The 13,352-nt window shown below is 62.5% G+C and carries 13 protein-coding genes; 6 read left to right on the top strand and 7 right to left on the bottom strand.

Annotation, left to right across the window (positions count from 1 at the left end):
* Positions 1–90: 90 nt before the first annotated feature.
* Both BM177_RS00005 and BM177_RS00010 read right to left on the bottom strand, forming a co-directional pair.
* The gene (locus tag BM177_RS00005; protein ID WP_091675545.1) at positions 91–1,305 is read right to left on the bottom strand and encodes an amino acid ABC transporter permease; all 1,215 of its coding nucleotides are present in this window, start codon (positions 1,303–1,305) and stop codon (positions 91–93) included.
* A gap of 74 nt (positions 1,306–1,379) precedes the next feature.
* Positions 1,380–2,390, bottom strand: a complete 1,011-nt coding sequence (locus BM177_RS00010) for an amino acid ABC transporter substrate-binding protein (RefSeq protein WP_425284357.1) — start codon at positions 2,388–2,390, stop codon at positions 1,380–1,382.
* Between the two features lie 195 nt (positions 2,391–2,585).
* Here BM177_RS00010 and metC point away from each other — a divergent pair, with 195 nt between their 5' ends.
* Both metC and BM177_RS00020 read left to right on the top strand, forming a co-directional pair.
* Positions 2,586–3,770, top strand: a complete 1,185-nt coding sequence (metC, locus tag BM177_RS00015; RefSeq protein ID WP_091677229.1) for a cystathionine beta-lyase — start codon at positions 2,586–2,588, stop codon at positions 3,768–3,770.
* 180 nt (positions 3,771–3,950) lie between these two features.
* A complete protein-coding gene (locus tag BM177_RS00020; RefSeq protein ID WP_091675549.1) occupies positions 3,951–4,751 on the top strand; it encodes a hypothetical protein in 801 nt (266 codons plus the stop codon).
* A 118-nt stretch (positions 4,752–4,869) separates the two neighbouring features.
* Here the strand turns inward: BM177_RS00020 and BM177_RS00025 are convergent, their stop codons facing one another.
* Positions 4,870–5,088: a hypothetical protein gene (locus BM177_RS00025; RefSeq protein WP_091675552.1), complete on the bottom strand. Its 219-nt coding sequence runs from the start codon at positions 5,086–5,088 to the stop codon at positions 4,870–4,872.
* Positions 5,089–5,550: 462 nt separating this feature from the next.
* On the opposite strand from BM177_RS00025, the gene BM177_RS00030 reads away from it, so the two are divergent.
* Positions 5,551–6,348, top strand: coding sequence for a DUF2189 domain-containing protein (locus BM177_RS00030; protein WP_091675554.1), 798 nt, complete (start codon positions 5,551–5,553; stop codon positions 6,346–6,348).
* Positions 6,349–6,373: 25 nt separating this feature from the next.
* On the opposite strand, the gene BM177_RS00035 is transcribed toward BM177_RS00030, so the two are convergent.
* Both BM177_RS00035 and BM177_RS00040 read right to left on the bottom strand, forming a co-directional pair.
* Complete coding sequence (locus BM177_RS00035) at positions 6,374–7,957, bottom strand: ClC family H(+)/Cl(-) exchange transporter (RefSeq protein ID WP_091675557.1); 1,584 nt, start codon at positions 7,955–7,957, stop codon at positions 6,374–6,376.
* Between the two features lie 78 nt (positions 7,958–8,035).
* Positions 8,036–8,551 carry a DUF1269 domain-containing protein gene (locus tag BM177_RS00040; RefSeq protein ID WP_091675559.1) on the bottom strand — a complete coding sequence of 172 codons (516 nt, stop codon included), beginning with the start codon at positions 8,549–8,551 and terminating at the stop codon, positions 8,036–8,038.
* A gap of 366 nt (positions 8,552–8,917) precedes the next feature.
* Between BM177_RS00040 and BM177_RS19850 the strand changes: the two genes are divergently transcribed.
* Positions 8,918–9,085 carry a hypothetical protein gene (locus BM177_RS19850; protein ID WP_175492440.1) on the top strand — a complete coding sequence of 56 codons (168 nt, stop codon included), beginning with the start codon at positions 8,918–8,920 and terminating at the stop codon, positions 9,083–9,085.
* A gap of 98 nt (positions 9,086–9,183) precedes the next feature.
* On the opposite strand, the gene BM177_RS00045 is transcribed toward BM177_RS19850, so the two are convergent.
* Positions 9,184–9,714 (bottom strand): hypothetical protein, encoded by a 531-nt coding sequence (locus tag BM177_RS00045; protein ID WP_139223453.1) that lies wholly within the window; start codon positions 9,712–9,714, stop codon positions 9,184–9,186.
* A 286-nt stretch (positions 9,715–10,000) separates the two neighbouring features.
* On the opposite strand from BM177_RS00045, the gene BM177_RS00050 reads away from it, so the two are divergent.
* Positions 10,001–10,591, top strand: a complete 591-nt coding sequence (locus BM177_RS00050) for a GNAT family N-acetyltransferase (RefSeq protein WP_091675570.1) — start codon at positions 10,001–10,003, stop codon at positions 10,589–10,591.
* 5 nt (positions 10,592–10,596) lie between these two features.
* On the opposite strand, the gene BM177_RS00055 is transcribed toward BM177_RS00050, so the two are convergent.
* Complete coding sequence (locus BM177_RS00055; protein WP_091675575.1) at positions 10,597–12,978, bottom strand: Orn/Lys/Arg family decarboxylase; 2,382 nt, start codon at positions 12,976–12,978, stop codon at positions 10,597–10,599.
* 59 nt (positions 12,979–13,037) lie between these two features.
* Between BM177_RS00055 and BM177_RS00060 the strand changes: the two genes are divergently transcribed.
* Positions 13,038–13,295, top strand: a complete 258-nt coding sequence (locus BM177_RS00060; RefSeq protein WP_091675579.1) for a CHAP domain-containing protein — start codon at positions 13,038–13,040, stop codon at positions 13,293–13,295.
* The last annotated feature ends 57 nt before the right edge of the window (positions 13,296–13,352 follow it).

The following is a 13,352-nucleotide window of genomic DNA, read 5'->3' on the forward strand; positions in this document are numbered from 1 at the left end:
GGGCGTTATCTCAACAGCTTGACTGCTCGACCACATGAAACAACCGTAACCGAATGAGGCGAATTGTCAAGCTTTGCGTGAGACACTACACTAGCGCTCCACAAGCGCGAAGCGCCGGCCGTAGAGATTCATCGCAAGCGAGATCAGCAGCGAAATCGCCAGATAGACCGTCATGGTGATGAAGATCACCTGCACGGCGGCGCCGGTCTGGTTCAGCACCGTGCCGGCGAAGACCTGCACAAGGTCGGGGTAGCCGATAAAGACCGCGAGAGACGAGTTCTTGATGAGATTAAGGTATTGGCTGGTCAGCAGGGGAATGATCACGCGCATGGCTTGCGGCGCGATGACAAGCCGGAACGCCGGCCCTTGAGCGAGGCCGAGCGCCGCCGCGGCCTCGCTCTGCCCATGCGGCACGGCCGCGACGCCCGCGCGAACGATTTCCGCGATGAAGGCGCCGGTGTAAAGGCTCAGGCCGAGAACCAGGGCGGCGAACTCGGGGCTCAGCCGGATCCCGCCATTGAAGTTGAAGCCCTTCAGCACCGGCGCGGTGAGATTGAACGGCTCATCCGTCAACGCGAAGGCGACGAGCGCCAGACAAAGAATGGCGCCGCCCGCAACTTCGCCGACCGGCAAATCCACCGACGCCGGCTTTCGCCGCGCCCGCCGAAACGAGCGCCAGCCGAGCGCCGCTCCAACGAGGCTGAGGCCGAGGCCAACGCCAAGCCACGGGGCGTCGGGACCAAAATGGGGTTCCGGCAAGAAGAAGCCGCGGTTGTTCAGGTAGACCCCCGGTAGGAGCAAGAGCGATTCCCGTGGCGGCGGCAACGGCTTCAGAACCGCATTGTACCAGAACAACAATTGCAGGAGCAGCGGCACGTTGCGCAGCGCCTCGACGTAAACGAGCGCGCCATGGGCGATGACCAAATTCCTGGACAGCCGCGCAAGTCCGACGGTGAAGCCGATGATCGTCGCGAAAACGAGAGCGACGGCGCAGACGAGCCCGGTATTCAAGAGACCGACCAGCAGCGCTCGGGCGTAGGTCGAGCGCGCGTTATAGGCGATCAGCGTCTGATTGATGTCGAACCCGGCGGCGTTGTCGAGAAAACCAAGCCCGGTCGGAATGCCGCGCGCTTGCATATTCGCGCGGACGTCGAGGACCGCCGCGCCCAGCAAGACCGCAAAAAGCAGGACAAGAACGGACTGGTAAAGCGCGGCTCGAACGGCCGGAGCGCGCCAGAGGAAAAGCCATGAACGCGCCGCTCGCTCGCTCCCGCCGGGCGGCGGTCCAGGCCTTCCAGCCCACATTCGCCTTCCTGACATTCGCCTTCCAGACCACATTCGGCTTCCCGGCCACATTTCAGGTCCTACAGGCGGGCGGCCTAACGGATCGGGGGAGCATATTGCAGACCGCCGCGCGACCAGAGCGAATTGACGCCGCGCTGGATTTTCAGCTTCGAACCCTGCCCCAGATTGCGGTCGTAAACCTCGCCGTAATTGCCGACGAACTTGATGATGCGGTAGGCCCAGTCGGGCGTCAGTCCCAATCCCTCGCCGAAGTCGCCGTCAAAGCCCAGCAGGCGCTTGATGTCGGGGCGTTCGGACTTCGCTTTTTCATCGACGTTCTTCGACGTCACGCCCAGCTCTTCCGCGTCGATCATCGCGAAATTCACCCATTTGACGAGGTTGAACCATTGATCGTCGCCTTGCCGCACCGCGGGGCCAAGAGGCTCCTTCGAGATAATCTCGGGAAGCACGACATGATCGTCCGGAGCGGCGAGTTTGGCGCGTTCGATATAGAGGCCCGAGGCGTCTGTGGTATAGGCGTCGCAACGTCCGGCGTCATACGCCTTGACGGCTTCATCCGCCGTGGCGAAGTTGACGGGCTCGTATTTCATATTGTTGCCGTTGAAGAAATCGGCGAGGTTGAGTTCGGTCGTGGTGCCCTGCTGCACGCAGACCGATGCGCCGGCGAGTTCCAGCGCGGATGAGAGATTGAGCTTCTTGCGCACCAGAAATCCCTGGCCGTCGTAATAATTGATCCCGGCGAACAAAAATCCCTGGCCGGTCTCGCGCGAGAGCGTCCAGGTGGTGTTGCGGGCGAGAAGGTCAACCTCGCCGGATTGCAGGGCGGTGAACCGGTCCTTGCTCGTCAGGGGAATAATTTTCACTTTGAGGGGATCATTGAAGATGGCGGCGGCGACCGCGCGGCAAAAATCGATGTCGAGGCCGGACCAGACGCCCTTGTCGTCCGGCAGACCGAAACCGGCGAGCCCGGAGTTCGATCCGCAACGAACGACGCCTCTCGCCTTGACCTGATCGAGCGTGCCGCAAAGCGCCGCGCCCTGGCCCAGAACGAGCATGGCGGCCAACGCCAGGAGTCCGGTCGACATGTTGGATATTTTTACGGCGAACAGTTTCATCGTCGATCCGGCTGTTTTGAGCGCTTCGCGCAAGTAGAGGCCCGTCATGAATCGGTCAAGTCGCCGCGCTCGCGCGAGAGCGCCTCGGCGTGCCTGACGGCTTGACGCGGGGCGGATGTGAAGCCCAGTTTGCGGCGAACGCAAGACAAGGGAACGATAAAGCCGATGACCGACGCGCCATGGGACAAAAGCCGCCTCAAGAACCGGACCAGGCTGATCTATGCCGGGCGACGTCCCTCTGAACAGCACGGCTTCGTCAATACCCCTGTCTATCGAGGGTCTACGGTCCTGTTTCCCACGGTCGAGGACCTCGTCAAGCGCAAGGCGCGCTTCACCTATGGAACGCAGGGATCGCCGACGACTCAATCGCTCGAAACGGCCTGGACGGAACTCGCCGGCGCGGCGGGGACGGTGCTGGCGCCCTCCGGGCTCGCGGCGATCAGCCTCGCCTTGCTGACTGCGGTGAAATGCGGCGATCACATTCTCGTTAGCGATTCGGTTTACAAGCCGACTCGGATCTTTTGCGAAACCATTCTGGCGCGAATGGGCGTCGAGACGGAATATTACGATCCGCTCATCGGCGCCGCAATCGACTCTCTTGTCCGGCCGAACACGAGCGCGATCTTCATGGAGACCCCCGGCTCGCAGAGTTTCGAACTTCAGGACGTTCCCGCCATCGCGGCCGTCGCCCGGGCGAAGGGCGCCTGCGCGATCCTCGACAACACCTGGGCGACGCCGCTGTTTTTCCCGCCCCATGCGCACGGGGCCGACATGGCGATCGAAGCCGGAACGAAATACCTCTCCGGCCATTCGGACCTCCTGCTGGGGCTTGTGTCCGCCAACAAGGGCTGGTTTTCCCGCCTGCACGCCACCGCCGACGCCTTCGCCATGTGCGCGGGGCCCGAGGACGTCTTCCTGGCTTTGCGGGGCCTTCGGACCCTCGACCTCCGGCTCCACGAAGCCGAACGTCAGGCGCTGGACCTCGCCAACTGGCTGAACGAGCGGCCGGAGGTGGCGCAGGTGCTTCATCCGGCGCTGCCCTCCTGTCCGGGGCACGCGCTCTGGAAACGCGACTTTTCCGGCTCGTCGGGGCTGTTCTCGGTCCTTCTCGCGCCCTGCTCAAACAAGGCGATGGCCGCCATGCTCGACGGTCTGCGGCTGTTCGGGATGGGCTATTCCTGGGGCGGCTTCGAGAGCCTCGTCATCCCTTTCGACTGCAGTTCCTACCGCAGCGCCACCACCTGGAGCCCGCCGGGGCCGGCCCTGCGGTTTTCCGTTGGGCTTGAGGACGTCGAAGACTTGAAGGACGACCTCGATCAGGGCTTTGAACGATTGCGCGCCATCGGCTGAGGGCGGCGGCGGACCCGATGGGCCCGGACTTGCCTCAAGCGGCCGACAGAGGCAAAGTTTCAGGCTCCGCTCGCCTTCGGCCGGTCTCGTTCGTCTGGTCTCGTTCTCTGCGTCGCGGATCGGAAAAAGGCTCGGATTCAGGCATCGGCGCCGCACTCTTGATCGTGGAGATTTGCTCGCATGCCCTTATTGCGGCTCGCGCTGCTCGCCCTCGCCGCCCTTGTCGCGGTAATTTTGGGCTACGGCTATTTCTTCGCGCGCCCGTCCGGGCCGCCGCCGCAGGCCGCCGCCATTGGGCGGGCCTCCCCGCAGGCCGTCGCGGCGGTGCGCCGGCTGCTTGACGCCGACTATGTCGCGACGGCCGAATTCGCGCCTTTTTTCGAACGGTTCAAAATTGCCTACCCGGCCGAGTACGAGGCGAGCCTCGCGGCTTTTTCGGAACGCTCCGCGGCCGCCGGGGAGATCGGAAGTCCGGACCTGCTCGTGTCCGACGCCGCGCGAGCATTGCGCCAATCGCGGGGCGTTCTCGCGGCGAAAGCAGGCGGCCCGGCTCTCGATCATATTTTCGAGGTTCAACTGGCGATGCTGCGCACGCTCTCTCTGGTCAATCCAAGGCTGTGCGCCAATTATCTTTTCGGCGGCGAAAGCGCGGACTTCCTCAATTTTTCCGCATCGCACCGGAAGCTTGTCGCCACGATGGCGATGGCCGGCCTCGACGCCATCAAGGATGGAGCGATCAACCGCATCTCGCGGGCCCGTCCGGCGCCGCAGGACTTTCAGGCTCTCGAGGAGGGCCTGCGCGCCAAGGGGCTCGGCACTCCCGAAATCGAGGCGCTGCTCGACGGCAAGGCCGATCCCTCGCTCGACGACGAGAAAATGTGCCGCGCCGGCGGAACCTACCTTGAAACGCTGGCGACTCTGCCCGAAGAGCCCCGGCGGCGCATTTACGGGCTGGCCATCGAACTCATGGCCCGCTCCTAGAGCATATTCCGATCGGATTGAATCAATCCAATCGACAAGAATATGCTCAACCTTTTGAAACAGGAGCGATTTCTGATCGATCGCATGACTTCATGCGATCGGAAAGCGCTCTGGCCGATCAATCGTCGCCGTGGGCGCGCTCGTTGATGGTGATCGTCTTCATGTTGGAAAAATCGACCGCGGTCGGAATCTTTGCCCGCAAGGCCGCGAGCTGGAACGTCTTGATCACGTGTTCGAGACGCCGGTAGGCCTCCTTGTATTCTTCCGTCGCAGTCGGAAGATCCAGGGGCTTCAGGCAATATTCAATGATTTCGCGAGGCCGGTCCAGTTTGCTCATTCGACATTTCTCCATGAACGCTGAAGTCGCGGCCGTCACGGCGGCGGAACAGCCTCTTCATTTTCATCCTTACCGGCCATGAGCAAGCGGAAATTCGTCCGCCTTCGCCGCGCCGATGCGTTCGCTTCGATTCATAACGGTTGTAACTTTTTTAGCATGCCGATCAAGCGCCTAACCCTGCCGACTCTTTAAATGCGACCCTGGTTGCGGTCCCGTCTTTCGGCGTATTCGGCAGGCAGGTCCGACAGTCAGCCCATGCGGGCGCCAACCCAAAATCTTGACGCTTATTGTGCGCCGCAGCAATAACCCACTGAAAACAAAGCATTTTGCGTAACATTCCCGATAGGCAAACGACGTTTCCCTGCCTATATTCTCTTAAAGCTTGTTCGGGAGTCGTCAGGAAACCGCATTGCAGAGCGGTGCTGCGGTCTCCTGCCGCTGAATTGGTTCGGGAGGATCCATATGTCGAATTTTCACGTCATCGCCGGGGCAGGAGAAACTCCGGCGTATCCGATTGTTCGTAAAATCAGCGTAGAAGACCTAAAATGCGCGCTCGTCAAAGGCTTCCATGATTTCATGGCGATGCCCTCGTCGCTGGCTTTTCTCTGCCTGATCTATCCGATCATCGGCATCGTTCTCGCCGGCAATACGGTTCAGCTTCTGTTTCCCGTGATGTCTGGCTTCGCTCTGGTCGGGCCTTTCGCCGCGATCGGCCTTTACGAGGTCAGCCGACGCCGGGAGCAAGGGCTGGAAACGTCATGGAAGACGGTCTTCGACGTGCGGCATTCCCCCTCGATTCCTGCGATTCTCGCGCTTGGCGTGCTTTTGCTTGCGATCTTCGTTGCATGGCGGCTGTCCGCCGAAGCGATCTACACCTCGCTGTTTGGCGCCGTTCCCCCTGACTCGATCGGCGACTTTTTCACGGAGGTGCTCACGACGTCGCAAGGCTGGACCCTGATCCTGCTTGGCAATTTTGTCGGATTTCTCTTCGCCGTGGCGGTTTTGAGCATCAGCGTCGTTTCGTTTCCGCTGCTGCTTGATCGGGATGTCGGCCTGGCGGCCGCCGTTCTCACGTCCCTGCGCGCGGTGATCGCAAATCCTGTGACGATGGCGATCTGGGGCATCATAATCGCGGTGACGCTCGGGCTCGGCTTTCTGGCCTTCTTCGCCGGCTTGGCTGTCGCCATTCCGGTTCTGGCCCACGCGACGTGGCATCTCTATCGCAAACTCGTCGAACCTGCCGCCCCGGGCGAGATCTGAATAAAGCGGCTCCGTCAGGCGGCGTTCAATCGCCGCCGGCGTCCGCGCGGGCCCGCAATGTCAATTCGCGAAGCGAATCGTAAATCGGCGCGTCGTTAAGCCGCGTCGGGACGACCATCGCGATGAAACACGCCGAAAGCATCGGCAGCAGCATGGCGACGCTCGACGTCATCTCGCTCACCAGGACGATCCCGGTGAGCGGCGCGCGCACGACGCCCGTGAAAAACGCGGTCATACCCACGACCGCGAAGCCCGTCGGCTGAATATCGAGGCCTGGAAAGGCGGCCTTGCACACGCAGCCGAACACAAAGCCGAGCTGCGCGCCAAGAACGAGCAGAGGCGCGAACAGGCCGCCCGGCGTTCCCGCCGCATAAGACACGGATCCGAGCACAAGCCGCAGTGCAAAAATCAGCGGAACGATCGCCAGCGCCTCTGACCCGCCGAGCACTTTTTGCGTCAGCGCGTCGCCGCCGCCAACGAGACCAGGGGCCGACCAGCCAAGGATCCCGACCGCCGCGCCGATCAGCCATGCGCGCAATTCCACCGGGGCGGCGTCGGCGCCGTCGTCCATCATCCGCGCCAGAATGCGATGATAGACGAGGGCCACGACCGCCGCACCGACGCCGAAGGCGACATCGCACCAGGCGATGGCGCCGATGACGGCGCCGGTTGACGCCGCGCCTGGTTTCAACGACGCCAGCGTGAGCCCCGCCGCGGCCGCCATCGTCTTCAGAAGCAGCCGGTTGTAGAGGATGGCGGCAAATCCGGCGAAGGCGCCCAAAACAAAAAACAACGGATGCGCCAGAGGGCTCGCGGAGGCGAGGACTTCGACGGAAAAGTCCGGCTTGCCGCCGCCGATAGCCCGGGAAATCGTGATCGCGGTCGCGGACGCGCCAAGCGCGGCAATGGCGATCCGGGGCTCGAAACGGCGCACAAGCTCCTCGAGAACGAAGACGGCGCCCGCGATCGGCGCATTGAACGCCGTAGCGAGCCCCGCCCCAGCTCCCGCGGCGAACAGCACCCGGCAGTCCGGCCAGTTCCGGCGAAACATCTGGCCGGTCAAATGGGCGATGCTCGCGCCCATCTGCACGCTCGGCCCCTCCCGCCCGAGCGCGAGTCCTGAGCCGATGGCCAGCAAGCCGCCCGCGAATTTGATCGGAATGAGGCGGAACGGCGCTTGAGGCAGTTCCTCGTTCAGCACCGCCTCGACGTGGGGGATCCCACTGCCCGAAGCGAAGGGCGAGAACCTGCGCACCAGCCAGGCCGCCGTAGACACGGCGATGGCGCAGGCGATGGTGAAAAACAGAAATCCGCTCAAGCCGCCCGCATGCGCAGCCTTGCTCACGGCGGTGCGGAAGACGTCGGCGCGCTCCAGAACCAGCCGGAACGTGACGCCGACGAGTCCGGACAAGGCTCCGATCAGCAGCGCCAGCGCCGCAAGCGCCAGGAGACCGCCATCGTCCGGCGCCGGTCCCTGAGCGGCGCCCGGCGCGGCCGAGGGAAGGACGAAGGGCTCCGCGGCGGCCGCTTCCTGCGCATCTTTCGTTTCCTGCGCCGCAGAGGGCTTCGGCGCATCGTTTCCAGGCGCCGCCTTCGCTTTATCAGTCATGGAGGCGGCCCGCCCGTCCAGCGCAGCGTGGGGATGGGCGGTTTCCTTGCACTCCGCCGAGGGCCCGAACCGCGATCCTCAGGCGGCCGGCGACGGAGCGGCCGGGGGCGGATTTCCGGCCAGCGCCGCGCGGATCGCCTCTTCCTTGGTTTTGTCGAATGACGTGCGCAGCACGGTGCCGCCGACGCCTTTCAGATCCTCAAGCACCTTGTCCGTGGTCATTTTCTTGACGAGCAGGAACAAAGCGGCGCTGCCGGGCGAAATCGCGGCCGAGACTTCCTTGATGAAATTATCGTCGATGCCGAAATCGGACAATTTTCCGCCGATCGCGCCCGAGGCCGCCCCCACCGCGGCGCCGACGACGGGCATCAGGAAGATCAGTCCGATGAGCGTGCCCCAGAACGCGCCGGACGCCGCGCCGATGGCGGTCGTATTGATGAGCTGGTTCAGCTTGATCGAACCGTCCTCGTGCTTGACGGCGACGACCGCGTCGCCGAGGGCGATCACGTATTCCTTCTGCATTTCCAGCAATTTCGAACGGACTTCCTCAGCCTTCTGCTCGGACGGAAAAGCGATGACAAGCAGGTCGTTCATGGTTTCGGCTCCCTAAAAATTTCAACGCATCCGGAAGACGCCCCGGACGGTCCACGGTCTCTATATCAGATCCCGCCCCGCTCATACGGCCGCGATCCACTTTCTTTGTGGTCGCAGGCTTTTTTACCAAGGTCGCGCCGCGACCAGGGCCTGTCTGGCGGCCAGCGATTTTAAACCCCATATCCTTGCTTGCGAAAGGCTCGGGTTGCGAAGGGCTCGGAAGCATTGCTGGAGACGGCATGGAACATGCTTTTATAGTCGGGAGTTAGTGATGTCCGCCACGCGTTCCTGGCTGGCGAGCCTGAGCCGGGGGATGCGCCTGCAAGATCGGGCCAAGATCGGGCGAAGACCAGTAAAGGACGAACCATGAGAGATCTTATCGCACTTCTGCTCTTTGCGATTTCGGGGTATTTCATTTTTCACGCGCGATCCGAAGGACCGGTTCAGGAGACCACGTTCGAACTCGTGCCGATTCCGGATTCGCCAGCCCCCGATGCGCCGGCCGGAAGCCCCAAGGGCGCAATCGACATCTGATCGGAGCGGCTCCGCGGGCGCTCTTTTCGAACGGCCGCCCCGTCGGTTTCCAGCGGGCGTTGGAGGTAGGTTCGGCGTTGGCGACAGATCGCCAAAGTTCAGCGCCGATAAGGACGCGTCCTTAGCGGGCGATCCTCGCCGTTATCTCCAACCGGACCATAATAGCCGGGAAAGAACGGCGTTCCGACGCCGTCATAGGGATTGTAGATCCCGTATGCATATTCGCGATTGGCGGGGAGCCAGTAGGAATAGCGCGCGGCGTCCGCCATCATCGCGAAATAGACCGGATTTTGCCACAGCGGCCTCGGGTGGCGAAGACGGTAGCGGCGCGCGGCGATCCGGTATTGGACCGGCAGGGCGTAAAAGCCGAGGCCGCTTTCCGGATCGCCGACAAGATCTGCGAAGCCGGTTCCATGACCTCTCCAACCGCCCCGAACGGGTGCGCCATAGGTAATATAGGACCGCTTTTGCGAGAGGCGGGGGGCCGCGGAGTGGAGCTTGCCGCCGCTGACGTGACGGGCATGGAGAGCTTTAGCCGGCGTCTTTGGCTCACGCGCGAACGCGTTTGAATCGAGCGCCAAAATCGCGCACAGAGCCAGCAATCCCATGTCCAGCCAGCGCCATCGCATCGCCCTGATCTCCCAATGGCCGGCCGCGAACGTCACCGCGAAAAAGCGGAGTGCGTTGATTTAACGTCGCACAGACCTCATCGTCGCATGAAACGGAAGGCGCGATAACATTTCTTTGCTCGGATGCCGAGCTTTTGAACCATTCCTGGGCGCGGGAGCCGGTCATGGGGGAGTGAAAATCATCCAAATGTCATAAAAGAGTCACTGGAGAATGATCGATCGGATTCATTCGAATGGATGATGCTGCGCGGAGAAGCGGAGCCAGAGAGCGGAACCCTCCACGCAGATGCTCGACCAGCCGCAGCCCATCACGGTCCGTCCTTCGACCGAGGACGATGTCGCTTCCATGCTCGCCATCTACGCCTATCACGTCCGCTACGGCCTCGGCGATTATCATCCCATGCCGATTCAGCACGAGGACATCAAGCGGCGGCGCAAGACCATGCTGCGGCGCCGCTATCCGCATCTTGTGGCCGAACAGGCGGGAATCGTCGTCGGATACGCCTACGCCGTGCCGTTTTTGAAGCGTCCCGCCTATCGCCACACGGTCAAGCACTCGATCTACGTGCACAAGGATCATTTGCACGTCGGGGTCGGCCGCAAGCTTCTGCCGGCTTTGATCGACGCCTGCGCCGGCGCGGGGTTCCGGCAGATGGTCTGCTATATCGACAGCTCCAACACGCCGTCGCTGCGGCTGCACCACACGAACGGCTTCGAACAATCCGGAATCTTGCGCTCGGTCGCGTTCAAATTCGGCCATTGGTGCGACACCGTCATGATGCAGCGGCCGCTTGGCCCCGGCGACGAGCAATTGCCGAACGATCCGGCGAACGAACCGGGCGCGCCCGGCCGAACACTCGTCAACCGTGAAAGCTGAGCGAATTATTCGCGCACGACATAGGTATGGAAACGGACCCGGCCATTTGTCTCCGCCTCACGATAGACGCCTTGAAGCTCCGCCTCGAAGCCCGGAAACAGGTTGGCGCTGTTCTCGAACATCTTGAGATAGTCCAGCATGGGCTGCGCCCTCTCATCGAGTCGCTCGCCGGGAACGATCGTGGCGATGCCGGGCGGGTAGACCACAAAAAGCGTCGTCGCGATTCGACCCTTGATCTCGTCCACCGGCAGATAATCGACATTGTTGCGCACCATGTGCCGGACGGCCTCCTGCGGGGCCATAGCCATGTTCGGCAAATGGCGCGGCGCAAACTGCTCGCGTTGCAGCTTGCTGGTCGCCGCGTCGCGATAGAACGCATGCATCTGCGCGCACAGATCGCGCAACCGCACATCCTGATAGCGCGCCGTGCGGGCGCGGACGAACTCCGGCATCACGTCGCTGAGCCTGGCGTTGTCGTCGTGCAGCTTCTTGAAGGCGACGAGGGCGCTGAGCAACGTCCACGCCTTGCTGGATTCGACCCCGGGCGTCAGCAGAAAAAGCAGCGAATTGAGATCGTTTTTTTCCGGGACGATCCGATTTTCACGAAGATATTGGGCGACGACCGGTCCTGGAATTCCGTGCGCGTCGCTGGAGCCGTCGCGTCGAAAGCCGGGCGTCAGGATCGTGAGCTTGTTCGGGTCGGTGATCGCAAAACCGGGCGCGACATGATGAAATCCATGCCAGGATGCGCCGGGCGCCAGCTCCCAATAACGCGCATCGGCGGCGAGTTCGTCGGTCGGGACGTCCTCCCAGGCGACGAGCTTTCGCGCGCCTTCCTCTGAAGCGCCCTCTGCCGAATTGGCGCACGCGCCTTGCCCCGACGCGACAAAATCGGGCGTGAAGACATCGAAAAACCAGCGCCGGGCGGGGTCTTTCTCCGTCTCCTCGAACTCGCGGCGCACCGCCCGGATCTTCTTGCGCACTTCGATTCCAAGTTTGACGGTGTCGTCCCAAAGCACTTCGCCCGAGCGTCCCTTCATCATCTGCGCGCCGACGTCGAGAGAAGCGAACAAGGGATAGAACGGCGATGTCGAAGCGTGCAGCAGAAAGAACTCGTTGAAGCGGCGGTGGCCGACACGCCTCGCCTGACCGCGGATATGGCTGTCCTTCACATGGATCTGCGACGCTTGGGAAAAACTCGCCAGCTGTTTGTGAGTGGATTGCGTCGCAATGAGTCCCGGTTGGCCGGCGCCGAGATCGCGCAACCCCATCGCAAAGCGGTCCGCAAACAAAGGATGAAATTTCATGAAGCCGGCCCAGGCTTCGTCGAACAGGATGTAGTCGCAAAGATGTCCGATTTTTTCGAGGATCATCCTCGCGTTGTAGATCGTCCCGTCATAGGTGCATTGTTCGATGACGGCCGCGCGGAACGGACGCTCGCGGCGCGAGGCCTCGGGATCCTTGACGAGCGGATGGAGCCTGATTTTCTCCCTGATCTTGTCCTCGTCGAGCGCCTCGGGATAGATCGGTCCGATCAGGCCGTAAGGATTCCGGTCAGTTTCGAGGAAGATCGGGATCGCGCCTCCGAGCAAGAGCGCGCCATGATGGGCCGCTTTGTGGTTGTTGCGGTCGAACAACACCAGATCGTCCTGCGCCAGCAATGCCGACAACACGATCTTGTTGGACGACGACGTGCCGTTCAGGACGAAATACGTTTTCTCCGCGCCGAAAATGGCGGCGGCCTCCTTTTGCGCGCGCAGCGCCGGTCCTTCATGCACCAGAAGGTCGCCGAGTTCGAGAACGGAATTGTCGAGATCGTCGCGAAAGATCGCTTCGCCCAGATGTTCGACGAAAATGCGTCCGATCGGACTGCGGCTGTAGAAGACGCCGCCATTGTGCCCCGGACAGGTCCACATCTGGTTGCCTTCCTCGGCGTAGTCGACGAGGGCGCCGAAGAACGGCGTCTTGAGAGTCTCGGCATATTGCCTGAGACGGCTGACGATCTTCTTGGCGATGAACTCCGGCGTCTCCTCGGCGAGAAAAACATAGCCGTCGATATAGTCCAGAACCTCGACCGGAATGTCCTCGAACTGCTTGTTGCGCACCAGCATGACGATCGGCAATTCGAGCCCGCGCCGGCGCATGAGATTGATCAGCGCCGCAGTCTTTCCCTCGACGCCCTTTTTGCTCCAGTCGACCACCATGCAGCCGATCGCCGCATCGGTCTGAACCGCGAGTTCGGCGTCCTCGAACCGCGCCGCGCGGACCACCGAAATGCCCAGCCTTTCGATCCCGCCGACGATCTGCCGGAGCCGGAGGCCCTCAAGGCTCTGATCGTCGAACGCCGGCGCGCAGACAAGACAGGTAAATCTTCGGTAAAAATCCATCGGCGGGGCTCCGGCGTTCGGGACTGCTGAGTCTAAGGCCGACCAGATTAGCGCGACATTTGCGTGACGGCCCCCGCCCGCGGTCGCGCCTGACGCCAGGCGACGGCGGCCGATGGCGAAACGCCCGCAAGCGGTTCCGCTCGCCCAACCGAACGCCCCGGGCGGGAGACGTCGCCGTCAAGGAAATCGGGCCGCCCATAAAGGACTATGTGACGAAAATTTCCGGACGGAACGCGCTCGAAGGCGAGATCAAGAAAGTCCGCAAGGGCGCGACAACCGCTCAGGTTGAAATCGAACGGAGGGCGGACGGGTCGTGACCGCGTCCATCGCCAACGAATCCCGGGGGATTGAAGCCCGCCAAGACTCAGCCCGCC

The organism is Methylocapsa palsarum (genome assembly GCF_900114285.1).
Lineage (GTDB): Bacteria > Pseudomonadota > Alphaproteobacteria > Rhizobiales > Beijerinckiaceae > Methylocapsa > Methylocapsa palsarum.

What these genes read in the sequence shown, in the direction of transcription:
- BM177_RS00005 (WP_091675545.1), bottom strand. Translation starts at nt 1,305, where the DNA reads ATGTGGGCTGGAAGGCCTGGACCGCCGCCCGGCGGGAGCGAGCGAGCG.
- BM177_RS00010 (WP_425284357.1), bottom strand. Translation starts at nt 2,390, where the DNA reads ATGTCGACCGGACTCCTGGCGTTGGCCGCCATGCTCGTTCTGGGCCAG.
- metC (WP_091677229.1), top strand. Translation starts at nt 2,586, where the DNA reads ATGACCGACGCGCCATGGGACAAAAGCCGCCTCAAGAACCGGACCAGG.
- BM177_RS00020 (WP_091675549.1), top strand. Translation starts at nt 3,951, where the DNA reads ATGCCCTTATTGCGGCTCGCGCTGCTCGCCCTCGCCGCCCTTGTCGCG.
- BM177_RS00025 (WP_091675552.1), bottom strand. Translation starts at nt 5,088, where the DNA reads ATGAGCAAACTGGACCGGCCTCGCGAAATCATTGAATATTGCCTGAAG.
- BM177_RS00030 (WP_091675554.1), top strand. Translation starts at nt 5,551, where the DNA reads ATGTCGAATTTTCACGTCATCGCCGGGGCAGGAGAAACTCCGGCGTAT.
- BM177_RS00035 (WP_091675557.1), bottom strand. Translation starts at nt 7,957, where the DNA reads ATGACTGATAAAGCGAAGGCGGCGCCTGGAAACGATGCGCCGAAGCCC.
- BM177_RS00040 (WP_091675559.1), bottom strand. Translation starts at nt 8,551, where the DNA reads ATGAACGACCTGCTTGTCATCGCTTTTCCGTCCGAGCAGAAGGCTGAG.
- BM177_RS19850 (WP_175492440.1), top strand. Translation starts at nt 8,918, where the DNA reads ATGAGAGATCTTATCGCACTTCTGCTCTTTGCGATTTCGGGGTATTTC.
- BM177_RS00045 (WP_139223453.1), bottom strand. Translation starts at nt 9,714, where the DNA reads ATGCGATGGCGCTGGCTGGACATGGGATTGCTGGCTCTGTGCGCGATT.
- BM177_RS00050 (WP_091675570.1), top strand. Translation starts at nt 10,001, where the DNA reads ATGCTCGACCAGCCGCAGCCCATCACGGTCCGTCCTTCGACCGAGGAC.
- BM177_RS00055 (WP_091675575.1), bottom strand. Translation starts at nt 12,978, where the DNA reads ATGGATTTTTACCGAAGATTTACCTGTCTTGTCTGCGCGCCGGCGTTC.